21 protein-coding genes are annotated in these 23,735 nt (G+C 72.3%); 11 read left to right on the forward strand and 10 right to left on the reverse strand.

All coding sequences use genetic code 11. The annotated features are described in order from the left end of the window. Positions 1-103 precede the first annotated feature (103 nt). Together ABLE53_RS08050 and ABLE53_RS08055 are read right to left on the reverse strand one after the other, a co-directional pair. Positions 104-1,516, reverse strand: coding sequence for a glycoside hydrolase domain-containing protein (locus tag ABLE53_RS08050; protein ID WP_348858269.1), 1,413 nt, complete (start codon positions 1,514-1,516; stop codon positions 104-106). Positions 1,517-1,710: 194 nt separating this feature from the next. Continuing rightward, complete coding sequence (locus ABLE53_RS08055) at positions 1,711-3,183, reverse strand: MFS transporter (RefSeq protein ID WP_348858270.1); 1,473 nt, start codon at positions 3,181-3,183, stop codon at positions 1,711-1,713. Between the two features lie 169 nt (positions 3,184-3,352). Here ABLE53_RS08055 and ABLE53_RS08060 point away from each other — a divergent pair, with 169 nt between their 5' ends. The 3 genes from ABLE53_RS08060 (at position 3,353) to purL (ending at position 7,084) form a co-directional block, all read left to right on the forward strand. Beyond that, positions 3,353-3,901 (forward strand): TetR/AcrR family transcriptional regulator, encoded by a 549-nt coding sequence (locus ABLE53_RS08060; RefSeq protein ID WP_348858271.1) that lies wholly within the window; start codon positions 3,353-3,355, stop codon positions 3,899-3,901. Positions 3,902-3,994: 93 nt separating this feature from the next. After that, positions 3,995-4,717, forward strand: coding sequence for a hypothetical protein (locus ABLE53_RS08065; RefSeq protein ID WP_348858272.1), 723 nt, complete (start codon positions 3,995-3,997; stop codon positions 4,715-4,717). Positions 4,718-4,777: 60 nt separating this feature from the next. After that, a complete protein-coding gene (purL, locus tag ABLE53_RS08070) occupies positions 4,778-7,084 on the forward strand; it encodes a phosphoribosylformylglycinamidine synthase subunit PurL (RefSeq protein WP_348858273.1) in 2,307 nt (768 codons plus the stop codon). 40 nt (positions 7,085-7,124) lie between these two features. Here purL and ABLE53_RS08075 read toward each other — a convergent pair whose 3' ends face one another. The 4 genes from ABLE53_RS08075 to ABLE53_RS08090 form a co-directional block, all read right to left on the reverse strand. Next, the gene (locus ABLE53_RS08075; protein WP_348858274.1) at positions 7,125-8,648 is read right to left on the reverse strand and encodes a DHA2 family efflux MFS transporter permease subunit; all 1,524 of its coding nucleotides are present in this window, start codon (positions 8,646-8,648) and stop codon (positions 7,125-7,127) included. Between the two features lie 61 nt (positions 8,649-8,709). Then, positions 8,710-9,438, reverse strand: a complete 729-nt coding sequence (locus tag ABLE53_RS08080) for a hypothetical protein (protein WP_348858275.1) — start codon at positions 9,436-9,438, stop codon at positions 8,710-8,712. Then, complete coding sequence (locus tag ABLE53_RS08085) at positions 9,435-9,584, reverse strand: ribbon-helix-helix domain-containing protein (protein ID WP_348858276.1); 150 nt, start codon at positions 9,582-9,584, stop codon at positions 9,435-9,437. Before ABLE53_RS08085 ends, ABLE53_RS08080 begins: the two co-directional genes overlap by 4 nt. 116 nt (positions 9,585-9,700) lie before the next feature. Further along, positions 9,701-10,984, reverse strand: coding sequence for an MFS transporter (locus tag ABLE53_RS08090; protein WP_348858278.1), 1,284 nt, complete (start codon positions 10,982-10,984; stop codon positions 9,701-9,703). A 69-nt stretch (positions 10,985-11,053) separates the two neighbouring features. Here ABLE53_RS08090 and ABLE53_RS08095 point away from each other — a divergent pair, with 69 nt between their 5' ends. From ABLE53_RS08095 to ABLE53_RS08120, 6 genes are all read left to right on the forward strand, one after another. Continuing rightward, positions 11,054-11,638 carry a helix-turn-helix domain-containing protein gene (locus ABLE53_RS08095; protein WP_348858279.1) on the forward strand — a complete coding sequence of 195 codons (585 nt, stop codon included), beginning with the start codon at positions 11,054-11,056 and terminating at the stop codon, positions 11,636-11,638. Continuing rightward, entirely contained in the window at positions 11,638-11,997 is a 360-nt protein-coding gene (locus ABLE53_RS08100) for a sterol carrier family protein (protein ID WP_348858280.1), read from the forward strand. The genes ABLE53_RS08095 and ABLE53_RS08100 overlap by 1 nt, the downstream gene beginning before the upstream one ends. A 90-nt stretch (positions 11,998-12,087) precedes the next feature. Then, a complete protein-coding gene (locus tag ABLE53_RS08105) occupies positions 12,088-13,452 on the forward strand; it encodes a dipeptidase (RefSeq protein ID WP_348858281.1) in 1,365 nt (454 codons plus the stop codon). A 107-nt stretch (positions 13,453-13,559) separates the two neighbouring features. Next, positions 13,560-15,065, forward strand: a complete 1,506-nt coding sequence (gene purF / locus ABLE53_RS08110; RefSeq protein WP_348858282.1) for an amidophosphoribosyltransferase — start codon at positions 13,560-13,562, stop codon at positions 15,063-15,065. A gap of 16 nt (positions 15,066-15,081) precedes the next feature. Then, complete coding sequence (purM, locus tag ABLE53_RS08115) at positions 15,082-16,176, forward strand: phosphoribosylformylglycinamidine cyclo-ligase (protein WP_348858284.1); 1,095 nt, start codon at positions 15,082-15,084, stop codon at positions 16,174-16,176. 271 nt (positions 16,177-16,447) lie between these two features. Beyond that, on the forward strand, positions 16,448-16,624 hold the full coding sequence (locus ABLE53_RS08120) for a DUF3073 domain-containing protein (protein WP_348858285.1): 177 nt from the start codon (positions 16,448-16,450) through the stop codon (positions 16,622-16,624). A 30-nt stretch (positions 16,625-16,654) separates the two neighbouring features. Here the strand turns inward: ABLE53_RS08120 and ABLE53_RS08125 are convergent, their stop codons facing one another. Next, positions 16,655-18,028, reverse strand: a complete 1,374-nt coding sequence (locus tag ABLE53_RS08125; protein ID WP_348858287.1) for a hypothetical protein — start codon at positions 18,026-18,028, stop codon at positions 16,655-16,657. Between the two features lie 159 nt (positions 18,029-18,187). Here ABLE53_RS08125 and ABLE53_RS08130 point away from each other — a divergent pair, with 159 nt between their 5' ends. Beyond that, on the forward strand, positions 18,188-19,402 hold the full coding sequence (locus ABLE53_RS08130) for a S53 family peptidase (protein ID WP_348858289.1): 1,215 nt from the start codon (positions 18,188-18,190) through the stop codon (positions 19,400-19,402). Between the two features lie 69 nt (positions 19,403-19,471). Here the strand turns inward: ABLE53_RS08130 and ABLE53_RS08135 are convergent, their stop codons facing one another. Further along, positions 19,472-19,654 (reverse strand): YegP family protein, encoded by a 183-nt coding sequence (locus tag ABLE53_RS08135; RefSeq protein ID WP_348858290.1) that lies wholly within the window; start codon positions 19,652-19,654, stop codon positions 19,472-19,474. A gap of 247 nt (positions 19,655-19,901) precedes the next feature. On the opposite strand from ABLE53_RS08135, the gene ABLE53_RS08140 reads away from it, so the two are divergent. Further along, complete coding sequence (locus tag ABLE53_RS08140; protein ID WP_348858291.1) at positions 19,902-20,993, forward strand: hypothetical protein; 1,092 nt, start codon at positions 19,902-19,904, stop codon at positions 20,991-20,993. A 9-nt stretch (positions 20,994-21,002) separates the two neighbouring features. Here ABLE53_RS08140 and amaB read toward each other — a convergent pair whose 3' ends face one another. Beyond that, complete coding sequence (amaB, locus tag ABLE53_RS08145; RefSeq protein WP_348858292.1) at positions 21,003-22,538, reverse strand: L-piperidine-6-carboxylate dehydrogenase; 1,536 nt, start codon at positions 22,536-22,538, stop codon at positions 21,003-21,005. A 25-nt stretch (positions 22,539-22,563) separates the two neighbouring features. After that, positions 22,564-23,730: an NAD(P)/FAD-dependent oxidoreductase gene (locus ABLE53_RS08150; protein WP_348858294.1), complete on the reverse strand. Its 1,167-nt coding sequence runs from the start codon at positions 23,728-23,730 to the stop codon at positions 22,564-22,566. Positions 23,731-23,735 lie beyond the last annotated feature (5 nt).

Below are 23,735 nucleotides of genomic sequence, written 5' to 3' on the forward strand. Positions count from 1 at the left end.
CGGGGGTGGGCTCGTTCGGGACGGGTTATCCCCAGGTCAGTCGAGCCGAAACACCGGCCGCGTGCAACACCGGGGTGCTGATCGGGCCCCGGTCAGGCGCCGGTCAGGTCAGCGGGCCGCCGTACTTCCCCTTCAGGAGTGCGTTCCACGTCCACGACTGGGCGATGCCGGTCCGCTTCCAGCCCAGGCTGGCCTGGTAGTCGGCGAGCGCGTCCCTGGTGGCGGCGTTGAAGACGCCGGTGACCGGCAGATGGAGTCGTACGTCGACCGCGTCGAGCGCGCGCTGCAGGTCACGGACCCGCTCTCCGGCCGACCCGAGCTTGAGCACCGGGTGGGCGTTGGTGGCGTGCAGGGACATCCAGTTCTTCCGGCCGAAGATCGGGTTGACGTACATGTGGTGCTTGCGCTGCCAGTCCTTGATCGCATGCATGAGGCCGCTGCCGTAGTCACCCGTCAGCTTGCCCCCGAACGACCCGCGCTCCTTGAGCAGGCACTTGAGCGCCTTCACGACGCTCGGGTTCGGCTTGCTGTTCTTCGTGGGGGGCTTCACCGGGTAGTAGTGGTCGAAGGTGACGTTGACGCCGCCGCAGTGGGTGACCTTCGCGGCGTACGACCCGCGGCCGAGGTCCACCCAGTCGCGGTCGATGTTGATCGTGACGCCGCCCCAGGTCTCGTTGTGGCCGCCGCGGTACTGCTTGGCCCGCTTGTGCGGCTGCCATCCGTCGCTGCGGACGTACGCCGAGCTGGTGTTGGCCTTGCCGTCCCAGTCGGCGATCCAGAGCTGGTCGGGGAGCTGCGGGAAGTGGCCGGGTCGGTAGACGCGGGCGTTGTCGAGCGCCTTGATGCCGGAGGCGGCGCTGGAGTAGACGCCTGACTTGTAGTGGTGCTTGTGCACGACCGAGGTCCAGCCGTTGAGGAACCACAGCGCCGACTCGCGGCAGCGGGTGTTGTCGAAGTCGAAGCCCTCGAGGTCGTAGAAGAGCGTGCTGCCCGGGACGATGCCGAGCTTCGTGGCGGCGTTGACCGACCAGGTGGCCTGCCGCCGGCCCTGCATCCGGGCGCGGTAGTAGCTGTTGGCCGGGTCCGGGTTGATCGTCGAGTCGTCGCCGTAGCGCGGGAAGCGCGGGTTGCACGACGCCTGCGGGCCGAGCGTGATCGGCAGCAGCTTCCAGCCCTTGGCGAGCTGCGTCCGAACCCAGGTGGCGTTGAGGTAGGTCTGGTTCCGACAGCCGCGCGAGGCGCCGGCGATGTAGATGCCCACCGCGAGGAACGGGGAGGAGGTCATCCAGCTGTCCATCGCGCTCTGCTTCGGCGCCTGGCACTGGTCGAAACCGTGCCCGGTGAAGTCACCCGGCGTGATCGGGTTCGACGCCGCCTCGAGGCGCACCCGGTCGGTGCCGGGGCGCGGGTCCCCCGGAGCGAGGAACAGGGTCGCGGCGAGCGCCGCGGAGAGGACGACTCCGAGGCCGGTCACGAGGCTGCGGCGGGCGTCGGCCCGGACTTCGACTCTGCTCATGGCGAGTCACGATAACCACAGAAATCACATTCGTAACACCCTTCACAAATAACTACAGAACTGTAATTCGGCGAATTACACAGGTGTCATTAAGTGCATTTCCGGAATTGTGCCGAAATGCGCCCGCGGGACGTCATACGGCACTCGCGACGAGAGGTCGCCGTCCGTATGACGTCCCGCGGTCGGGAGGCCGGTCAGTCTGCCTCGGGGGCTGCGGCCGGCGCTGCGGCGTACGACGGCCGGCGTACGACGAGGGTCAGCGCACTCACCAGCGCGAGGCCGGCCAGGACCGCGGCGGCGAGGAACGCCTGGTGGACCCCCGGCATGAACCGGTCGGGGACCGCGTTGGCGGCGTAGACCGACGCGATGACGGCCAGGCCCACGGCCCCCCCGAGCTGCTGCATGGTCTGGAGCAGGCCGGACGCGGCGCCGGCGTGCTCCGGCTCGACGCCGCCGAGGACCAGTGCGGTCGACGGCATGAAGACCAGCCCCGCGGAGAGCCCGTTGAGCAGCATCGGGCCGAGGATCGCCGCGGCGTACGAGCTCGTGCTGCCCAGCTCGCTCAGCCAGACGAAGCTCAGGATCGCGCCGACCGAGCCGACGACCATGAGCGGCGGCGCGCCGAAGCGGGAGAGCAGCCGCGGCGTCAGCCGCGACATCGCGAAGATGCCGATCGTCAGCGGCAGGAAGGCGACGCCGGTCGTGAGCGGCCCGTAGCCGAGCTGGATCTCGACGTACTGCGTCAGCAGGAAGAACATCGAGAACTGCGCTCCGACGATGGCCGGGATCAGGGCCAGTGCGGCGACCCGGCGGTGACTGCGGAACAGCGCGAGGCGCAGGAGCGGGTGGGCGACTCGTCGCTCGGTGAGGACGAATGCCCCGATCAGCAGCGCGCCGACGACGAGGCCGCCGACGGTCCGGGCGGACCCCCAGCCGTGGTCGGGGGCGCCGATGAGCGCCCAGACGACGGCCACGGCGCCACCGGTTGCGGTGACCGCGCCGACCACGTCGAAGCGGCCCGGCCGGCGAGCGGTCTCGTCGACGTACCGCCCGACCAGCGCGAGCACGGCCAGCCCGATCGGGACGTTGATGAAGAGCGTCCAGCGCCACGAACCGGCATCGGTGAGGATGCCGCCGAGGATGAGCCCGACGGTGGCGCCGCCGGACGTGACGGCCGAGAACAGCGCGAGCGCGCGGTTGCGGGCGGCCTCGTCCGGGGCGCTGGTGGTCAGCAGGGCGAGCACCTGCGGGGCGGCGAGCGCGGCCCCGACACCCTGCAGCGCGCGGGCGGCGACGAGGAGGCCGGCCGTGGGCGCGAGCCCGCCGGCGAGCGAGAACAGCGTGAAGACGGCCAGGCCGACCGCGAAGGTGCGGCGCCGGCCGAACACGTCGCCGATCCGGCCGCCCAGCAGGAGCAGGCCGCCGAAGGCGAGGGTGTAGCCGTTGAGGACCCACGAGAGCGCGGCGGGACCGAAGGAGAGGTCGACCGCGATGCGCGGGAGCGCGACGGTCACGACCATGGCGTCGAGGATGAGCATCAGCTGGGCGACCAGCACGATCGCGATGCCCATGGCGGCCCGCCCGGCATTGGGCGGCAGGTCGGTGGGTAGGTCGGCGCGCCGTCGATCGGTCTGGTTCCGGGCGCGCGAGAGGAACGGTGAAGACATCTGGGAGGGAGCTCCTGTTCTGGCCGGAGCGGCCGGTGTACTCTTAACGGAGGGTTGCTCCGCTTGACTTGGACACTACCGGAGACTGTCTCCGGATCGCAAGCGATATATGGTGCCGCCCGGCTGATTGACAACGGCTCGCGCCACGGAGCCGAGGAGGAAGTGCACTATGCGAGCGGACGCGAAGCGCAACCGCGACAAGCTCATCGAGGTCGCCCACGTGGTGTTCAAGGAGCAGGGCATGAACGCTCCGCTCGACGAGATCGCCCGCCGCGCGGGAGTCGGACCCGGCACTCTCTACCGCCACTTCCCGACCCGGGAGAACCTCCACGACGCCGTCATGCAGGCCTGGGTCGACCGGGTCAACGTGCAGGCCGACAAGGCGCTCGCCCACGAGGGCGGCGCCCACGAGCGACTGGTGGCGTGGTTCGAGGAGTACGTCGAGCTGCTGACCCAGCACAAGGGCGCGGCCGCCCGCATCACCGCCTCGCTGGGCGACGAGAACTCCCCGATCAAGACGAAGTGCATGGTCTACAAGGACGCCACCGAGCGGGTGCTCGAGAACCTCCGCGAGGAGGGCGCGCTCCGCGACGGGGTCGACGGGATCCAGGTCTGTCGCCTCGTCGGCGGCGTCGCCACCATCGCCGACCAGGCCGAGCTCGACGACGACGCCATCCGGCCGATGCTCGAGGTCGTCGCCGACGGGCTGCTCGCCTGACCTCCTCGGGCTGCCCGCTCAGCGCTCGGCCCTCCTGACGGATACCCCCGGGGCTGTCTAGGCTGACCCCAGCCAGCAGGTTGGGGGACCGGCATGACGATCCAGACGCGCACCACGCGCACCGTGCGCCGCCGCTCCCATCCGCCGCACCGGTGGCTCTTCCGGGTGCTCCTCGGGCTCGCCACCGTGCTCGCGCTCGCCGTCGGGACGATCGTCGCCCTGGTGCTCACCCGGGACGACACGACGAACCCGGCCGCGCCCACCCCGCCCGTGACACCGTCGACCGGCGACACCGGGGTCACGACGTCGTACGCCGCGGCGCAGCCCGCCTACGCCTGCTGGGACGACCCGGACTCCTCGGTGCAGAGCCTGGCCGGCTGCACGGACCCGGCCGGCGTCCAGGGGCTCAACTGGGTCTTCCAGGACCGCGTGCGCGCCGACGACTTCGGCAGCTGCTCGACGCACCCCGCGCCGGGCCGCGACGTCTTCGTCGCCTGCGACCTGAGCTGGCACGGCCACCCCGTCCACCTGCACTACGCCCAGTGGCGAAGCGCCGCCGTGGCCCGCACCCACTACGGCGCGGGCGGCGCCGAGCTGGTCAGCGACCCGCGCGACGACGGAGCGCTGTTGCTCCAGTGGCAGCCGCACGCCGCCCGCCGGGGCTTCCCCGACGCCCGGTGGAAGGCGGCCGAGATGCTGGAGGGCCGGCGCTGGACCCTGGCGGCGTACGCCGACGACCGCGCCGTCGTGCAGGGTGCGCTGGCGACGTTCGGCCACATCCGCGACGTACGCGAGTGGCGCGGCACGCCGCGCTGACCGGCGCGGGCGGCGTCGCGGACTCGGAGATCAGCGCTGCCCGCGGGTAGATTTCGACGCGTGACCGCGACCTCCTCGTCCGTCCCCCCGTCTGTCACCGTCTCTCCCGACCTCCCCGCCCTCGACACCGTCCACCACGCCGCGTCCGACCCCGAGCGCGAGCAGCCCTGGGCCGAGCTGGGCCTGAAGGAGGACGAGTACGCCCGGATCAAGGAGATCCTCGGCCGTCGGCCGACCTCCTCCGAGCTGGCGATGTACTCCGTCATGTGGTCGGAGCACTGCTCCTATAAGAGCTCGAAGGTCCACCTCAAGCAGTTCTCCGAAATTCCGCAGGAGACGAAGGCCGGCAAGATGCTGGCCGGCATCGGCGAGAACGCGGGCGTCATCGACGTCGGCCAGGGATATGCCGTCACCTTCAAGATCGAGTCGCACAACCACCCGTCGTACGTCGAGCCGTACCAGGGCGCCGCGACCGGCGTCGGCGGCATCGTCCGCGACATCCTGGCGATGGGCGCCCGCCCCGTCGCGGTGATGGACCCGCTCCGCTTCGGGCCGCTCGAGGCCGACGACACCCACCGGGTGCTGCCCGGGATCGTCGCCGGTGTCGGCGGCTACGGCAACTGTCTCGGCCTGCCCAACATCGGCGGCGAGGCCGTCTTCGACGAGTCCTACCTCGGCAACCCGCTCGTCAACGCGCTCTGCGTCGGCGTGCTCCGTCACGAGGACCTCCACCTCGCCAAGGCGTCCGGCGCCGGCAACCTCGTCATCATGTACGGCGCCCGCACCGGCGGCGACGGCATCGGCGGCGCCTCGATCCTGGCGTCGGTGGAGTTCGACGAGGACGGCCCGGCCAAGCGGCCGTCGGTCCAGGTGGGCGACCCCTTCATGGAGAAGCTGCTGATCGAGTGCACGCTGGACCTCTTCCAGGCGGGCATCGTGCGCGGCATCCAGGACTTCGGCGCCGCCGGCATCTCGTGTGCCACCTCCGAGCTGGCGGCCGCCGGCGACGGCGGCATGCACGTCCACCTCGAGCGCGTCCCCCTCCGGGACTCCACCCTCGCTCCCGAGGAGATCCTCATGAGCGAGTCGCAGGAGCGGATGATGTGCGTCATCGACCCCGCCGACGAGGCGACGTTCATGGAGATCTGCGCCAAGTGGGACGTCGAGGCCGCGGTCATCGGCGAGGTCACCGAGGACAACCGGCTCCGCGTCGACTGGCACGGCGAGACCGTCGTCGACGTCGATCCCAGGACCGTCGCCCACGAGGGCCCGGTCTACCAGCGCCCGCTCGCCAGGCCGGAGTGGCAGGACGCGCTCCAGGCCGACGCGGCCGAGAGGCTGCCGCGGCCCTCGACCGCCGACGAGCTCCGCGAGACGGTGCTCCGGCTGGTCGCCTCGCCCAACCTGTGCGACAAGTCGTGGATCACCGACCAGTACGACCGCTATGTCCGCGGCAACACCGTCCTCTCGCAGCCCGCCGACAGCGGCATGATCCGGGTCGACGAGTCGACCAACCTCGGCGTCGCGATCTCGACCGACGCCAACGGCAGGTTCGCCAAGCTCGACCCGTACGCCGGCGCCCAGCTCGCCCTCGCCGAGAGCTACCGCAACGTCGCAACCGGAGGCGCGATCCCGCTCGCCATCTCGGACTGCCTCAACTTCGGATCGCCGGAGGACCCCGCGGTCATGTGGCAGTTCGCCGAGGCCTGCCGCGGGCTCAAGGACGCCTGCCTCGAGCTCGGCGTACCCGTCACCGGCGGCAACGTCTCGCTCTACAACCAGACCGGCGAGGCGGCGATCCACCCGACCCCGGTCGTCGCCACCCTCGGCGTGATCGACGACGTCACCACGCGGGTCCCGTCGACGTTCCAGGCCGAGGGCGACGTCGTACTCCTCCTCGGCGAGACCCGCGAGGAGCTCTCCGGCTCCGAGTGGGCACATGTGGTCCACGGCCACCTCGGCGGCCTCCCGCCGAAGGTCGACCTCGCCGCCGAGAAGGCCCTCGCCGAGCTGCTCCACGAGGCCCGCGGACTCCTCACCTCCGCCCACGACGTCTCCGACGGCGGCGTCATGCAGGCGCTCGCCGAGCCCGCGATGGTCTCCGGCCTCGGCGTCTCGGTGACGGTCCCCGGCGACCCGTTCCTCGCGCTCTTCGCCGAGTCCGCCGGCCGGGCGATCGTGACCGTGGCACCGGCCGACGCCGGTCGGCTCTTTGCGCTCGCGGAGCGCCACGGGGTGCCGGTGACCGAGCTCGGCACCACCGGCGGCACGTCGTACGCCGTCTCCTTCGAGGGCGGCTCGCTCGAGATCCCGCTCGAGGAGCTCGCCGGCGCCTGGCGCTCGACGCTGCGGTCGGCGCTGGGCTGATCCCGCGCCGGGCGGGGTAATCCGGGACGAACTGGTCGTTCTACTCGCGAGTAACCGACCATTTCGTCCCGGAGTACCCCGGCTCGCGAGCCGGATGAGCCGGATGAGCCGGCGGTCGCCGGAGGACGGCGAGCGCGATGACGAGCGCCCCGGCCATGAGTACGACGGGCAGGGCGAACGCCACCCGGAACGACTCGGCGACCTCGGGCGCGACGGCGGCCAGTCTGCCGGGCGGGACCGCCTGCAGGCTGCCGACCCCGCCGTCGAGGCTCGGCAGACGGGACGACAGGGCGGAGGCCAGCAGCACCGAGACGCCTGCGGTGCTGATCGCCGTCGCCACCTGGTTCAGGACGTTGATCATCGTGGAGCCCGACGGGATGTCGGCGTCGTCGAGGTAGCGGGTGGCCAGCGTCATCGTCGGCAGCAGGGTGCATCCGGCGCCCGTGGTGCCGACCATCGTCGCCACCACGAGCCGCCACGTGGGCGTGTCGGCGCCGAGCTGGACGGCGAGGCCGGCGTACCCGACGACGGCGATCAGGACCCCGGTCCCGATCACCCTCACCGGCGGCACCCGGTCCACGAGCCGCCCCGACAACTGGATCGCGATCCCGGCGGCGAGCCCGGGAGGCATCATCAGCAGGCCCGCGGTGGTGGCCGACTGGCCGCGGGCGACCTGCCAGTAGAGCGGCATCAGCATCATCGAGCCGAAGTAGCCGCCGGCGAACAGCACGAGCAGCGCGGCGCCGCCGCCGGTCAGCCGTCGGCCGAGCAGCCGCACCTTCAGCAGCGGCGCGGGCGCCCGGAGCGCGTGCGCCGCGAACACCGCCGTGAGCGCGATCCCTGCGACGACGGGCACGAGCACCTTGGCGGTAAGCAGACTTCCCTCCGCGAACGACGTGCCGAGCACGAGCAGCGCCATCGCGGGCGGCAGCAGCACCAGCCCGCGTACGTCGAGCCGGTCGCGGGAGTCGCCGGTGACCCGGGGCAGGTTGCGGAGCCCGAGGACGAGGCCGAGTACGCCGACGGGCAGGTTGACCAGGAACATCCACCGCCACGACAGGGTGTCGAGCAGCCAGCCCCCGAGCAGCGGCCCGAAGACCGGTCCGACCAGCACCGGTAGCCCCATCAGCGCCATCAGCCGCCCGCGCTGCTCGGGTGGTGCGGACCGCAGCGTGAGGGTCATCGCGGACGGCATGACGAAGCCGCCGCCTAGGCCCTGCAGGACCCGGAAGCCGATGAGGCTCTCGATGTTCCAGGACGAGGCGACCAGCGCGGAGCCCAGGGTGAACAGCCCGATCGCCGTGAGCAAGACGGCGCGGGCGCCGTATCTCCCGATCGCCCACGCCGCCGCCGGGATCACCGTCGCCAGCGCGAGGGTGTAGCCGGTCGCGACCCACTGGATGACCGGCAGCGAGGCCCCCGTCTCGCCCGAGAGCCGGGCCAGCGCTACGGCGACGATCGTGACGTCGATCGGGATCATGACGGTCCCGGCGACCACGGTCAGCACGACCGTCGTCGGCCTGACCGGTCGGCCCGTCGGGCCCGCGGGCGGGAAGAGCGTCATGGCTCAACCCTGCGAGCTCAAGCGAGGTCGAGGTCAAGCCGGTTTCCGCCCGGCCCGCGACTCAGAAGTGCTTCACGACGCCGACCGGGTCCTCGTCCTCCTGGGCCACCCACAGCTCGCTGCCGGCGCCACCCGGCCGCGGCACCCGGAGGGTCCGGCCGTGGGTCTCGTCGATCACGTCGTGGCCGATGCCGGCGTCGATGAGCGCCTTGTGGGCCGCATCGAGATCGGCCACGTCCACGGCCACGTCGGCGCCGATCGGGCCGCCGTCGTCGACGTGGACGAGTACGTCGCCCTCGGCCGCCCGCAGGTCGATGGTGCGGCCGTTGACGTTGGTGATCCGCGTGCGCAGGCCGAGCGCCTCGAGGTCCTGCGCGGTGGCAGCGACGTCGGTCGAGATCCAGAGCGCGTGGACCCAGGCGGCCGGCCGCGCGGGTCGCGGCTCGCCCGGGATGCGCTCGTCGATCAGGAAGGTCAGCCCGTCGCGGCCGACGACACGGAGCGACGTGCCGTCGTCGGTGGTGAGCCACTCCACGGTCATGCCGTCCATGGGCACCACCGCGTCGGCGTACGCCTGCAGGTCGGGGGTCTCGAAGCCGAGCGAGACCTCGCCCTCGCTCGCGCCGGGGTGCAGGCCGGAGAGGGTCACTCGGCCGAGGTCGAGCTCGAGCTCGGTCCACATCGGGTCCCCGGTGAGCGTGCGGGCGTCGAGGGCGCGGAAGATCGCGAGCCACTCGCGGAGGTGCTCGGTGTGGACGATCGGGCGGACGGTGAGAGGCGGGATGCTCACTTCGGCTCCTCGAGATAACGGGTCAGCGCCCGCTCGACCAGCATCGACAGCGAGATCTCCTCGTCGACGGCGCGATGCTTCACCGCGCGGATCAGGTCGGGCGGCAGATAGACGTTGAACTGCGACTTGGCAGGCGTGGTGGCCATGCAAGGATGCTAGCATCCTACTGTTCGGACGGGAACGGCGATGGCCGGATCACTTGGGGTAGTCCGGGACGGTTGTCATCGGTTACTGCCGAGTAGCCCATGCGGAACGTCCCGGACTACCCCGCCAGGGCGGCCGGCTCGACCCCGGCCGCCTCGGCCTCGCGCCAGGCGGCGGGCCGGGGGATCCCCCAGATGGTGCGGCTGAGCGTGGGCAGGAGGGCGACGAGCGCGACGGGTACGGCGAGCGCCAGGACCGCCTCCTCACCGCCGACCGCCGAGAGCAGCACGCCGGCGAGCAGCGGGGAGAGCGGCATGGTCGACATCAAGACGAACTGCATCGTGGAGGAGTACCTCCCGAGCAGCTCCCGCGGCAGGATCGACTGCGCGTAGGCGCTGAGGCCGGCGTTGGTGGCCGGGTTGGCGAACAGCCCGAGCGCGACCGCGGAGCCGACGACCCACGGCCGGTTCCAGACCGCCATCGGCACGAGGAGCGGCACGAAGAGCCAGGACTCGACGACCATCAGCACGCCTGTCCGCGTCCGGTCGATGATCCACGGGGCACACAGCGCGCCGAGGATGCCGGCCGCACCGGCCATCGTCTCGACCAGGCCGATCTGCCAGGCCGGGTAGCCGGCGGAGATCAGCCGGAGGACGGCCACGTAGAAGACCGCGTTGACCGCGAGGTTCGCCAGCGGCGCCCAGGTCCCGAGGACGCGGTAGAACGGCCGGCCGACGAGGTAGCGCAGCCCCTCGCCGATCTCGCCGAGCGGGGACGCGGCGCGGCCCGCGCCGGCCGCCGTACGGGTCCGGGGCTCGGGCGTCAGGGAGGCGCGGATGCGGCCGAGCAGCACCCAGCAGGCGGCGTACGACAGCAGATCGGCGGCGAACGGCACCCACCGGGCGAGTCCGAAGAGGACCCCGCCGAGCGGCGCGCCGAGCAGCGAGGCAACGTGCTCGCGCGCCTGGCTCTGGCTGAGCGCTGCCGGCAGCTCCTCGGTGCTCACGACCGTGCGGACGGCCGCCGACTCGGCCGGTGAGAACAGCCCGGCGGCGATGCCGGTGCCGAGCGCGACGGCGACGAGGTGGGGGATGGTCAGCGCGTGCGCGAGCCCGGCGGCGACGAGGGTCAGATAGAGGAGTACGCCCACGGCGGCCGACGTCCGCATGAGGAGTCGCCGGTCGAGCCGGTCGGCGAGCAGCCCGGCGGGCAGCAGTGCGCCCACCATCCCGACGAGGTACGCCGCCTCGGTGAGCGAGGTGACGACGGCCGACCGGGTGGCGGCGTACGCGACGAGGGGGAACGCGAAGGTGCTGATTGAGCTGCCGAGCCCCGAGATGGTCCGGCCGGTCCACAGGACCGCGAAGTCGTGGTTCCGCGCCAGCGAGCGGTAGGAGGTCACGATCCGCAACCTAAGGTGCGCAACTAATAGTGCGCAACTAGTGGTGCGAGACTCCGCTAGGCTGGTGGGGTGGCCGGTGAGATCACCATCGACGACCCCCGGGTGCTCCGGGCGATCGCCCACCCCGTGCGGATGCGGATCCTCGACGAGTTCGACAGCAGCGGGTCTCAGCGCGCGGCCGACATCGCCGCGGCGCTGGGCATCCCGGCGAACCAGGCCAGCTTCCACCTGCGCCAGCTGGCGAAGTACGGCCTCGTCGTGGAGGCGCCCGAGGAGGCTCGGGACGGCCGCGACCGGGTGTGGCGTCGAGCCGACGTCGCCCTCAACCTCGACTCGAAGCGCCTCGATGAGACGCCTGGTGGCCGGGCGGCGCTCGACGCGTTCATGGCGCGCTGGTTCGGGCAGGCGCACGAGCTCATCGACCGGGTGGCCTCTCCGCACAAGCGCGAGGGCACGACGGCCACCACGACTCACGAGACGCTGCGGCTCACGCGGGACGAGGCGCGACAGCTCTCCGAGGATCTGAGCCAGACGGTCCGCCGGTGGACCGAGCGGACCCGGGGCCGCACCGAGGAGGTCCGCTACGAGATCCTTGCGGTCGTCGCTCCCGGTCCGGACGGCGAGCGCGGCGCCGGGCGCCCGGAGGAGGACTGATGCCGGCACGCCTGAAGCCCGCCCCGATGGCCGACGTGGTCGCGTCGCTGGCGCGCGTGCGCGCCGGTGGGGCGGAGAGGTCCGACCTGCGTCTGCTCGTCAAGCACTACCTCGCCCTGCTCGAGCAGCGCGCGCCCGGACGCAGCGTCGAGGTACGCGTGCCGCCGTACGCCGCTGTCCAGTGCGTCGAGGGTGTACGCCACACCCGTGGCACCCCGCCGGCGGTGGTCGAGACCGACGCCGACACCTGGATCGCGCTCGCCACGGGCGAGCTGGCGTGGGCCGACGCGGTCGACCAGGCCCGGGTGACGGCCTCGGGCGAGCGGACCGACCTGACGGCGTACCTCCCGCTCGCCTGACCAGCGGCGCGCGAGCGGAGCGAGCGCGGCGCGTCGAGACCACCCTGACCCGGACCGGGGCCCACGACGAGGTCCCATTAGTCTCGCCCCATGACTGCCTCGATCGACGAGATCCACGCCCTGGTCGCCGAGCTGCTCCCCGGGATCCGGAAGGACCTCGAGGACCTCGTCCGCATCCAGTCGGTCAGCGCCGACCCGGAGCGCCTCGGCGAGGTCGAGCGCAGCGCCGCGAAGACCGCCGAGCTGTTCAGCGGCGAGGGGTTCGACGTCGAGATCGTGCGCGCCCACGAGGGTGCGCCGCCCGCGGTCATCGGGGAGAGGAAGGGGCCGGAGGGTGCGCCGACCGTGCTGCTCTACGCCCACCACGACGTCCAGCCGGAGAACGACCACAGGGACTGGGACACGCCGCCGTTCGAGCCGACGGAGCGGGGGACGAGGCTCTACGGCCGCGGCGCCGCCGACGACAAGGCCGGGATCGCCGGCCACGTCGGCGCGGTGCGCGTCCTGGCCGGTCTCGACGAGCACGGCGACCTTCCGGTGACCCTGCGCCTCTTCATCGAGGGCGAGGAGGAGGTCGGCTCCGAGACGCTCCCAGACCTGCTGAGGGCCTACCGGGACCGGCTCGCCGCCGACGTCATCGTCATCGCCGACTCGGGCAACTGGGACATCGGCGTGCCCGCTCTCACCACCAGCCTCCGCGGCCTGGTCCGGATGGACGTCGAGGTCCGCACCCTGACCCACGCCGTCCACTCGGGCATGTGGGGCGGCCTCGTCCCCGACGCGGTCATGACGCTCGCCCGCCTGATCAGCACGCTCCACGACGACGAGGGCAACGTCGCGGTCGAGGGCCTCCACAGCGGGCCGGCGGCCGACGTGGAATACCCGGAGGAGCGGTTGCGCGCCGAGTCCGGCGCGGCGCCGGGGATCGAGTGGATCGGCTCCGGGTCGGCGGTCGAGAGGCTCTGGACCAAGCCGTCCCTGTCGATCACCGGCCTCGACGCGCCGAAGGTCGCCGGTGCGTCCAACACCCTCGTGCCCGCCGCCCGTGCGCGGATCTCGATGCGGATCGCTCCCGGCGACACCACCGCCAACGCCGTCGCGCGCCTCCGGGAGCACCTCGAGAAGCACGTCCCGTGGGGCGCCACCCTCACCACGACCGTCGTCGACACCGGCGAGGCCACGCAGATCGAGGCGAGCGGGCCGGCGTACGACGCGGCGCGGGCGGCCTTCACCGAGGCCTGGGACGGCATGCCGCCGATCGACATGGGCGTGGGCGGGTCGATCCCGTTCATCGCCGAGTTCCTCGAGGCGTTCCCGCAGGCCAGCGTGCTGGTCACCGGTGTCGAGGACCCCGACACGCGCGCCCACGGTGCCAACGAGGGGCTCCACCTCGCCGAGTTCGAGCGGGTCGTCGCCGCCGAGGCGCTCATGCTCGCCCGGCTCGCCGGACGCTGAGCTCGCTCCGGCTCCTCCGCCGCGGCGTTTCGGCTGCAATGCCGTCCGACCCTTAGACTCGAGTCGTGGTCAACCTAACCAGCAGTGGTAGGCGCCCCGTCCGGCGAATGGGTGGCGACGGTCGGCTCACCGCAGCGCTCGACCCCCAGGACCAGGGTCCACAGGACCACTGCGGTGTCTTCGGGGTCTGGGCTCCCGGTGAGGACGTCGCGAAGCTGACCTACTTCGGGCTGTACGCGCTCCAGCACCGCGGCCAGGAGTCCGCGGGCATCGCGGTCAGCAACGGCCGCCAGATCCTCGTCTACAAGGACATGGGGCTCGTCTCGCAGGTCTTCGACGAGACGACGCTCGACTCCCTGCAGGGCCACCTCGCCGTCGGCCACGCGCGCTACTCCACCACCGGCGCCAGCGTCTGGGAGAACGCCCAGCCGATCTTCCATCCGACCTCCGGCGGCTCGGTGGCGCTGGGCCACAACGGCAACCTGATCAACGTGCACGAGCTGCGCGAGGCGGTCGCCGGGCTCCCCGACCACCAGGGCCGGCGCGACAAGCCGGTGTCGACAAACGACACCTCGCTGCTCACCGAGCTGCTCGCCCACCACCCCGACAGCTCGCTCGAGCAGCGCGCCCTCGAGGTGCTGCCGACGGTCCGCGGCGCCTACAGCCTGGTGTGGATCAACGAGGACACCCTGTTCGCCGCACGCGACCCCCAGGGCATCCGCCCGCTCGTCCTCGGCCGGCTCGAGCGCGGCTGGGTCGTCGCGTCGGAGGACGCCGCCCTGGCGACGGTCGGCGCGAGCGTCGTACGCGAGATCGAGCCCGGCGAGCTGGTCGCCATCGACGAGTCCGGGCTCCGCACCCACCGCTTCGCCGAGCCCGACCGCAAGGGCTGCGTGTTCGAGTACGTCTACCTCGCCCGACCCGACGCGACCATCGCCGGCCGCAACGTCCACGAGGCGCGCGTCGAGATGGGGCGCCAGCTCGCCCGCGAATACCCCGTCGAGGCCGACCTCGTCATCCCGGTCCCGGAGTCCGGCACCCCGGCCGCCACCGGCTACGCCGAGGAGAGCGGCATCCCGTTCGGGCAGGGCTTCGTCAAGAACTCGTACGTCGGCCGGACCTTCATCCAGCCGTCGCAGACGCTGCGCCAGCTCGGCATCCGGCTCAAGCTCAACGCCCTGGAGCACATGATCCGCGGCAAGCGGGTCGTGGTCGTCGACGACTCGATCGTCCGGGGCAACACCCAGCGCGCGCAGATCCGGATGCTCCGCGAGGCCGGCGCCCGGGAGGTCCACGTCCGGATCTCCAGCCCGCCGGTCAAGTGGCCGTGCTTCTACGGCATCGACTTCGCCACCCGCGCCGAGCTGATCGCCAACGGCCTCGACGTCGAGGAGATCGCCGCGTCGATCGGCGCCGACTCGCTCGGCTACATCTCCCTCGAGGGCATGATCGCCGCCACCAAGCAGCCGCGCTCCACGCTGTGCACCGCCTGCTTCACCGGCGAGTACCCCGTCGAGCTGCCCGACGAGAGCCTGCTCGGCAAGCACCTCCTCGAGGTCAGCCTGCACTCCCCGACGGCCGGCAAGGCACTCCCGGTCCTCAACAACCCCTGATCCCAGGAGCCTCCTCGTGAGCGACAGCCAGACCGAGCCCACCGCCTCCGGCTCCGCTTCGGCCAACGCCTACGCCGCGGCCGGCGTCGACATCCACGCCGGCGACCGGGCCGTCGAGCTGATGAAGGTGTGGATCGAGAAGTCCCGGCGCCCCGAGATGGTCGGCGGGATCGGCGGCTTCGCCGGGCTCTTCGACGCGTCCGCGCTCAAGGCGTACGACCGCCCGCTGCTCGCCACCTCGGCCGACGGCGTCGGCACGAAGGTCGCGATCGCGCAGGCCCTCGACAAGCACGACACCATCGGCTTCGACCTCGTCGGCATGCTCGTCGACGATCTCGTCGTCTGCGGCGCGGAGCCGCTCTTCCTCACCGACTACATCGCCACCGGCAAGGTCGTGCCCGACCGGATCGCCGCGATCGTCAAGGGCATCGCGGAGGCCTGCGTCGAGGCCGGCTGCGCCCTCATCGGCGGCGAGACCGCCGAGCACCCCGGCCTGCTGGGCCCGGACGAGTACGACGTGGCCGGCTCGACCACCGGCGTCGTCGAGGCCGCCGAGCTGCTCGGCGCCGAGCGGGTGCGGGCCGGTGACGTCGTACTCGCCATGGAGTCCTCCGGTCTGCACTCCAACGGCTACTCGCTCGTCCGCCACGTGCTGCTGGAAGTGGCCGGCCTGTCGCTGGACGCGCACGTCGACGAGCTCGGCTCCACGCTCGGCGAGGAGCTGCTCGTCCCGACCCGGGTCTACGCCAAGGCGTGCCTCGACCTCGCCCGCTCGACGCGGACCCACGCGATGTCCCACGTGACCGGTGGTGGCCTGGCCGCCAACCTCGAGCGGGTCATGCCCGAGGAGCTCTCGGCCACCGTCGACCGTGCCACCTGGGCGCCGGCGCCGATCTTCGATCTGGTCCGCAGGACCGGCGACATCGCGCTCCCGGACCTCGAGATGACGCTCAACTGCGGTGTCGGCATGGTCGCCCTGGTCGACCCCGAGGACGTCGATGCCGCCCGCCGTCTCCTCGACGGCTACGGCATCCGGGCCTGGGCCGCCGGCGAGGTCACCGCCGCCCCGGGTGGACGGGTCGAGCTCGTCGGGGCGCACCCGGGCTGGTGAGGGCCCGGCCGGCGCTTCAGGTTTCCCCGGTCGGCCGGGGAAACCTGACCTTGTGGGGCGTCTGAACACCCCACAAGGTCGGATTTCCCCTGCCAGCCGGGGAAACCCAGCCGTCCGACGTGTGACTTCCGCAACGTTCGCGACGCGCGAACGCATTTTCGACACCCGGGTGTGCCGGAACGTCTTTGGAGCAGGTAGCGTTGTCCCCACGAGAAACCTTTGAGTCAGCCCGGGACTCATCCCGGCCAAGTGTGCGAGGGGGCTGGACCCTATGGGGCGCGGCCGAGCTAAAGCCAAGCAGACGAAGGTCGCTCGCGACCTGAAGTACCGCACTCACGAGACGGACTTCGGGGCGCTGGCGAGGGAACTGCATGGCGAGACGGACGACACCGACCAGACGGACGAGTACGACGACTGGTCGGACTACGAGGCTCCCTCTCGCGACTGACGTCTCGGCGGGCCTGGCTCTGATGCCGGCTCATCCGACGCTTCTCGAGATCACTACGTCGCCGTGCGTGCCGTAGCCGAGCAGGCTGCCGCCGTACGCCGTGCCGTCGAAGCCGACGAGCAGCCACCGGCCCGCGCCGGTCGTGTCGTCCGCGGTCGTGTCGTCGACGGCGGACGCTGTCGGGGCGGGCACGAGCGTCGGCCACGGGATGTTGCTGGGGTACGCCGCGTCGAGGGTGCCGACCTGCCGTAGGTCGAGGTCGAAGACCGGGTACTGCGCCCGCAACCCGCGCGGGTTGTCCCGCCCGTCGCTCGCAAGCACCCGCCACCCGTCGGGTGTCCGGAGTAGCGTCGTGCCCTCGGTCGCCCGGCGGTCGGTCGCGGCCGCCCGGAGGGTGAGCTCCTCGAGCGAGCGGCCGGTCGCGAGGACGGGGTGGAAGTCGAAGTACCTCCGCGCGCTCACGTAGCCGACCAGCCACCGGTCGCCGTCGTGCACCAGGTGCGGGTCCCAGACCCCGACCCAGCCCAGGCCGTCGACCGGCAGCGCGAGCGGCTCGGCGTCGAGCACGTGCCGGCCGCAGAGCAGGTCGGCGCGGCTGCGCGCGAGGGTGACCCCGACGGGCCGCCGCTTGGCGTCGAAGTCGCCCCACGTGCTGCTCGCGAACAGCCAGGTGCCACCGTCGTTGACGAGGTGCGCGGCGTGGTCGGCGTACACCCCGTCGCGTCGCCGCACGAACAGGTCTGACCGGTGGCGCAGCTCGAGCGTGGAGCGGTGCAGCTCCCAGACCGAGGTGTGCGCGGTGTCGAAGAAGCCGGGGCCGGCGGACGTGGCGGTGAGGAAGACGCGCCCGTCCCGCTCGTACGCCGAGCCGTCGGCGTTGCTGACCAGCCGCAGGTCGCGCAGCCCCAGCTGGCCGAAGGCGCCCGCCCGCAGCCGGGCGAGGGCCCCGCGACCGCCGACCGAGAGACCGGCGAGCCAGGCCTCGTCGTGGGTGTCGACGCGCGGGTCCTTCGGGTCGGCGAGGTGGACCCGGGCCCGCCCGGTCCACGTCCCACCCTCGCGGGTGAACGCCGTCAGGTGCGTCCCGGTCAGCGTCAGCGCGAGCGCCTCGACCGGGCCGTCGGGCCGTCCGAAGCGCCGGCTGCGGTGGACCGTCGTCCGCTCGCCGGTCGTCACCCGGAGCGACACGCCGCCGTCGTACGCCGCCGTCAGGACCGCCTCCCCGGACGCGAGCGTCAGCTCGGCCGGACCGTCGAGGAGCGCCTCCACCGCGACACTCGGAGCCGGCTGCGGGAAGGACGTCGACGCGCCCGCCCCCGGTTGCGCGAGCGTCACCTCGGTGAAGTCGGGGGCGACGAGGTCGACCGGGCGCTGGCGTCGTACGGTCTCGAAGCGGGGGAGCACGGCGCCAGTCTTGCGGATGCGACCGTCGTCATCTGCAGGAGTCTGCGGTGCAGGAAGTTGAGGCACCCTCGTCCTCGCATTCGTTCGCGAACCGATGCAATCTGCCGCGGGTGACGGGCTGTCATCGGGGCCGCCCGCAATGCTGCGAGGGAGAAGCACGTGAAGCGAGCCCGTCTGAAGGGCACCGTCGCGGCCACGCTCGGCGCTGCCGCACTCGTCCTGTCCACCGTGTCGTCGCTGACCTCAGCCCCCGCCGACGCCGTCGGTGGCGGCGCCCAGGTCCTGCATCCCAGCCACGTCTGCACCGCCGTCAAGGCCGGCCACGCCCGGTGCCAGGCGGAGGTCATGGTCAACGCCAACGGGGCCAAGCCGCGCGCCAGCACGCCGCCCGCCGCCGCGCTCACCCCGGACGACATCCAGGACGCCTACAACCTGTCCGGGCTGTCCTCGGGCGGGAAGACCGTCGCGATCGTCGACGCCTACGGCTACACCAACCTGGAGAGCGACCTGGCGACCTACCGCAGCTACTTCGGGCTGCCCGCGTGCACCAAGGCGAGCGGCTGCCTCAAGGTCGTCGACGAGAACGGCGGCTCCAGCCTGCCGCGGATGGACGTCGGCTGGGCCGGTGAGCAGGCCCTCGACGTGGACGCCGTCTCGGCCGCCTGCCCCGACTGCAAGATCGTCGTGGTGCAGGCCAAGAGCGCCTCGTTCGCCGACCTCGGCACCGCGGTGAAGACCGCCGCCTCCCTCTCCGGCGTCGTCGCGATCTCGAACTCCTACGGCGGCTCGGACGCCGCCGACTCCACCTACGGGACGTACTACGACCACCCCGGCATCGCGGTGACCGCCTCGACCGGTGACGACGGCTATCAGGGCGGCTCCTACCCGGCCTCGTCGTCGTACGTGACCGCCGTCGGCGGCACGACGCTGACCTCCTCGAGCACCAGCCGCGGCTGGTCCGAGACCGTGTGGGACGGCGCCGGGTCGGGCTGCTCGTCCTACAACACCGCGCTCGCGGCGGCCTCGTCGTACGACACCGGCTGCTCGAAGCGCGCCATGGCCGACGTCTCGGCCGCGGCCGACCCGGCCAACGGCGGGCTGGCGGTCTACTTCCCGACCAGCAAGACCCAGTCGTCGTGGGCCCAGGTCGGCGGTACGTCGGAGTCCGCGCCGCTGATCGCGTCGGTCTACGCGCTCGGCAGCAACTCGCTCTCGGGGTACCCCAACGCGCTGCCGTACGAGCACAGCAGCAGCCTGTACGACGTCACCAGCGGCTCCAACGGGTCCTGCACCACCGCGCAGTGGTGCACCGCCCGGAGCGGCTGGGACGGCCCGACCGGGCTGGGTACGCCGAACGGCGCCGGCGCCTTCTGACGCCACTCCCCGCCGTACGACAGGGCCGCACTCCTCGACGGGGTGCGGCCCTGCTCGTGGTGGATGGACTCAGGCGGTCTGGTCGACCAGCGCAGCCCCGTCGGCCGCGCGCTTCACGGCCTCGACGCCCTTGAGACACGCGGCTTTCGTGGGGTACGACTCGCCGGTCGCGACGGTCTGGCCGTTCCCGGCCTTCAGCCGGAAGCGGTACTGCCCGCCCTTGTCCTGATAGACCTCGAACTTCCCTGCCATGACCCCTCCCGGGATTCCGGGGCGGTCCCTCACCGCCCTCGATCCGGACGCTACGCCGCACCGCGGCCCGGCGACAGGGCGATCGTCGCGCGGTCGCGAGATGCGGATGAGGAGATCCGAATGCGGATGAGCGGCGGACGAGGCGAAGATCGCCAACCTGCAGGATGCGCACGGCGGCGCGGTGCTCCTATGGTCGAGAGGCCCGGGTCCACGGGGGGTGGGCGCGGGACGCACAGGGGGGTGCGTCATGATCCACGTCCGTCAATTCGCTCCGGGTAGGGCTCCCAGACTCGCTCTCGCCGCACTCGTCGCCGCGGCGCTCGCGGCGATCCCGGTCGCGATGGCGGGACCCGGCGCGGCGCAGCACGCCAGGGCCTCGGCGTACGACCACCACGAGGCGAGGACGCAGATCGTCTGGTCGCGCTACACCGCCGACGGCGGCGCGGTCCAGCTCGTGGCGTCCGGGCTCGGTGGGTCGGTACGCGAGCTCACCGCGACGCAGCCCGGGATCAGCGACGTACTCCCGCGGATCTCTCCCGACGGTCGGCAGGTGGTCTTCCAGCGCGAGTCCTCCGACGGCTCGATCAGGCTCGGGGTCGTCGGCATCGACGGCGACCATGAGCGGATCCTCGACCTCGGGTGCGCCGATCCCTGCATCGACGACCAGTCGCCCACGTGGGCGCCGGACGGCCGGCACCTGCTCTTCACCAGGGTGCTCGGCCCGTACATCCCCGAGACCGACAGCTTCGCCTCCGTCGTCCTGATGTCCGCCGATCTGTCCGGCCACCGGATCACGCGGGTCTCCCCGCCCGGCATCGACGGCGTCTACGAGGACTACGGGGCGACCTTCGCGCCCGACGGGACGATGTACTTCCTCCGCGTGCGGGACTCCGACGCCCTTCACGCCGCGTTCCGCAGGTCACCCGGTGGGCATGTCCAGCGCCTCACTCCGTGGTCGCTCGACGTCGACGAGGTGTCGGTCTCGCCGGCTCGTCGCGGCCCTACGAACGCCCGGGTCGTGTTCGAGACCGGCACGTCGGGGGGACGCAGCGCGGCCGTGGCGACCGTAGACGGTCGGTGCCGGTCCGCCGCGTCCTGCGTCGCCAGCCTCCGGTACCTGACCTCGCCCGGCCCGAGCGCGGTGGCGAACTACCACCCGGCCTGGAGCCCCGACGGGCGCAGCATCGCGTACGTCAGGGACGAGACCCGAAGTGACGGCTCCCGACTCGGTGACATCTGGACGATGAGCTGGGACGGCAGCCACAAGCGCCGGTTCTCGGTGTCGCCGCTCTTCGACAAGGACCCGAGCTGGGGCCCCGCCCCCGCGCACCGTCACTAACCGGGAGGCTCAGACCGAGAAGTCGACCCCCTGGGCCAGCGGCAGCTCGCCGGAGTAGTTGATCGTGTTGGTCGCCCGCCGCATGTAGGAGCGCCAGGCGTCCGAGCCGGACTCGCGGCCGCCGCCGGTCTCCTTCTCGCCGCCGAACGCGCCGCCGATCTCGGCGCCCGAGGTGCCGATGTTGACGTTGACGATCCCGCAGTCGGAGCCCTCCGCGGAGACGTACAGCTCGGCCTCGGCCTGGTCGCGCGTGAACAGCGACGACGACAGCCCCTGGGGCACGTCGTTGTTGAGCGCGATCGCCTCGTCGAAGTCGTCGTACGTCACCAGGTAGAGGAGCGGCGCGAAGGTCTCGGTGCGGACGATGTCGGTCTGGCCGGGCATGGTCATGATCGTCGGCTGGACGTAGTAGGCGTCCGGCGCCGCGTCGGCGAGGACCCGCTCGCCACCGGCGACGACGGTGCCGCCCTCGGCGCTCGCCTGCTCGATGGCGGCTGCCATGACGTCGTACGCCTTGCCGTGGACGAGCGGCCCGACGAGGGTGCCCTCGGCCATCGGGTTGCCGATGGGGAGCCGGACGTAGGCCTCGGCCAGCCGCTTGGTGAGCTCGTCGGCGACGCTGCGGTGGGCGATGACCCGCCGCATCGTGGTGCAGCGCTGGCCGGCGGTGCCGGCGGCGGCGAAGACGATGCCGCGCAGGGCGAGGTCGAGGTCGGCCGAGGGCGCGACGATCGCGGCGTTGTTGCCGCCGAGCTCGAGCAGCGACCGCCCGAACCGGTTGGCCACCCGCGGTCCGACCGCGCGGCCCATCCGGGTCGACCCGGTGGCGCTCACCAGCGCGACACCGGGGTGGTCGACGAGCGCCTCGCCGACGTCGGGCCCGCCGACGACGACCTGGCTGACGTACGCCGGGGCGCCCTGCTCGGCCAGCGCCCGGTCGAGCAGCGCGGCCGCGGCCCGGGCGCACAGCGGCGCCTGCTCGGAGGGCTTCCAGACGACGGTGTCGCCGCAGACGAGGGCGATCGCGGTGTTCCACGACCAGACCGCGACGGGGAAGTTGAACGCGCTGATCACACCGACGACGCCGAGCGGGTGCCAGGTCTCCATGAGCCGGTGACCGGGCCGCTCCGAGACCGACGTACGACCGTAGAGCTGCCGGGACAGGCCCAGCGCGAAGTCGCAGATGTCGATCATCTCCTGCACCTCGCCGGCCGCCTCGGAGGTGATCTTGCCGACCTCCAGGCTGACCAGCGCGGCGAGGTCGGCCTTGTGCTCGGTGAGCAGCTCGCCGAACCGCTTGACCACCGCGCCGCGAGCGGGGGCCGGGACCCGGCGCCACTCCAGGAACGCCGCCCGGGCGCGCTCGACGGCCGTGTCGACGTCGGCGGGGGCGACCCAGCCGATCGGGCCGAGGGTGGCGCCGTTGACGGGCGAGTCGTGCCGGGCGTCGCCGGCGAGCGCGGCGACGTCGACGCCGCACGCGGTCGCCGCCTCGAGCGCGCGCGGACCGAGGACGTCGCTGCCGGGGATCTGGGAACGGGACATCGGGACTCCTTTGTCGTGGGGTGCGTCAGACGAAGTTGGCTTCGGGGCGGGTGCCGGCGTCGGCGAACCGCTCCGCGTCGAGGGCGGAGACGTCGACGAACGGCGTCTCCCCGAGGACGAGGGCGCGCATCACCTCACCGACCGCGGGGCCCATCAGGAAGCCGTGGCCGGAGAAGCCGGCGGCGTAGAAGAACCCGGGGGTGGCGCGCGACCGGCCGATGAGGGCGTTGTGGTCGGGGGTCATCTCGTAGAGCCCCGCCCAGCCGCGGGCGAGGCCGACATCGGCGAGGGCCGGCGTACGCCGCTCCATCGCCTCGGCAACGCCGGTGAGCCATGCCGGGTCGCGGCTGAGGTCGAAGCCCCAGGAGTCGCTCGGCTCGCCCATCCCGACGAGGAGCCCGTCGCCCTCGCGGTGGAAGTAGAACCCGGTCGAGAACTCGATGGTGAACGCCAGCGGGTCGGGCAGCTGCGGGACGGGGCCGGTGACGATGATCTGCCGTCGCAGCGGCTCGACCGGCAGCGGCGTGCCCACCCATGCGCCGACCTCCTTGGACCAGGCGCCCGCGGCGCAGACGACCTGCGAGGTGGCGATCGTGCCGGCCGGCGTACGCACCCCGGTGATCCGATGGCCGGTGCCGTCGCCGTCGAGGTCGATCCCGGTGGCGGGGCACCCGGTGACGAGCCGTGCTCCCGCCCGCCGGGCGGCGCGGGCGTAGCCGAGCACGACCGACTCCGGTGTGCAGTGCCCGTCCCGCGGGGAGTACAGCGCGCCGACCAGCCCGTCGGTGTCGATGACCGGCGAGAGCCGCTGCGCCTCGTCGACGTCGACGAGCCGGCTCTCGACCCCGAGCGAGTTCTGCAGGGCGGCGTTCGCCTCGAAGAGACGTACGTCGTCGGGGTCGTCGAGCAGGAAGAGGTAGCCCGGCTGGTGGAGGTCGATCTCCTGCTCGAAGTCGGCGGCGAACCGCTCGAACGTCTCCAGGCTGCGCAGCCCGAGGGCGATGTTGATCTCGTCGGAGAAGTTGGCGCGTACGCCGCCTGCGGCCTTGCAGGTCGAGCCTCCGCCGAGGCTGTCCCGCTCGAGCAGCACGACGCCGAGGCCCGCCGTCGCGAGCTGGTAGGCCGTGCTGAGGCCCATGATCCCGCCGCCGATGACGACCACGTCAGCGGCGGCGGGATGCGGCTGGCTCATCGCTC

The organism is Nocardioides asiaticus, assembly GCF_040049175.1.
GTDB lineage: Bacteria > Actinomycetota > Actinomycetes > Propionibacteriales > Nocardioidaceae > Nocardioides > Nocardioides cheoyonin.

What these genes read in the sequence shown, in the direction of transcription:
- ABLE53_RS08050 (WP_348858269.1), bottom strand. Translation starts at nt 1,516, where the DNA reads ATGAGCAGAGTCGAAGTCCGGGCCGACGCCCGCCGCAGCCTCGTGACC.
- ABLE53_RS08055 (WP_348858270.1), bottom strand. Translation starts at nt 3,183, where the DNA reads ATGTCTTCACCGTTCCTCTCGCGCGCCCGGAACCAGACCGATCGACGG.
- ABLE53_RS08060 (WP_348858271.1), top strand. Translation starts at nt 3,353, where the DNA reads ATGCGAGCGGACGCGAAGCGCAACCGCGACAAGCTCATCGAGGTCGCC.
- ABLE53_RS08065 (WP_348858272.1), top strand. Translation starts at nt 3,995, where the DNA reads ATGACGATCCAGACGCGCACCACGCGCACCGTGCGCCGCCGCTCCCAT.
- ABLE53_RS08075 (WP_348858274.1), bottom strand. Translation starts at nt 8,648, where the DNA reads ATGACGCTCTTCCCGCCCGCGGGCCCGACGGGCCGACCGGTCAGGCCG.
- ABLE53_RS08085 (WP_348858276.1), bottom strand. Translation starts at nt 9,584, where the DNA reads ATGGCCACCACGCCTGCCAAGTCGCAGTTCAACGTCTATCTGCCGCCC.
- ABLE53_RS08100 (WP_348858280.1), top strand. Translation starts at nt 11,638, where the DNA reads ATGCCGGCACGCCTGAAGCCCGCCCCGATGGCCGACGTGGTCGCGTCG.
- ABLE53_RS08105 (WP_348858281.1), top strand. Translation starts at nt 12,088, where the DNA reads ATGACTGCCTCGATCGACGAGATCCACGCCCTGGTCGCCGAGCTGCTC.
- purF (WP_348858282.1), top strand. Translation starts at nt 13,560, where the DNA reads ATGGGTGGCGACGGTCGGCTCACCGCAGCGCTCGACCCCCAGGACCAG.
- ABLE53_RS08120 (WP_348858285.1), top strand. Translation starts at nt 16,448, where the DNA reads ATGGGGCGCGGCCGAGCTAAAGCCAAGCAGACGAAGGTCGCTCGCGAC.
- ABLE53_RS08135 (WP_348858290.1), bottom strand. Translation starts at nt 19,654, where the DNA reads ATGGCAGGGAAGTTCGAGGTCTATCAGGACAAGGGCGGGCAGTACCGC.
- ABLE53_RS08140 (WP_348858291.1), top strand. Translation starts at nt 19,902, where the DNA reads ATGATCCACGTCCGTCAATTCGCTCCGGGTAGGGCTCCCAGACTCGCT.
- amaB (WP_348858292.1), bottom strand. Translation starts at nt 22,538, where the DNA reads ATGTCCCGTTCCCAGATCCCCGGCAGCGACGTCCTCGGTCCGCGCGCG.
- ABLE53_RS08150 (WP_348858294.1), bottom strand. Translation starts at nt 23,730, where the DNA reads ATGAGCCAGCCGCATCCCGCCGCCGCTGACGTGGTCGTCATCGGCGGC.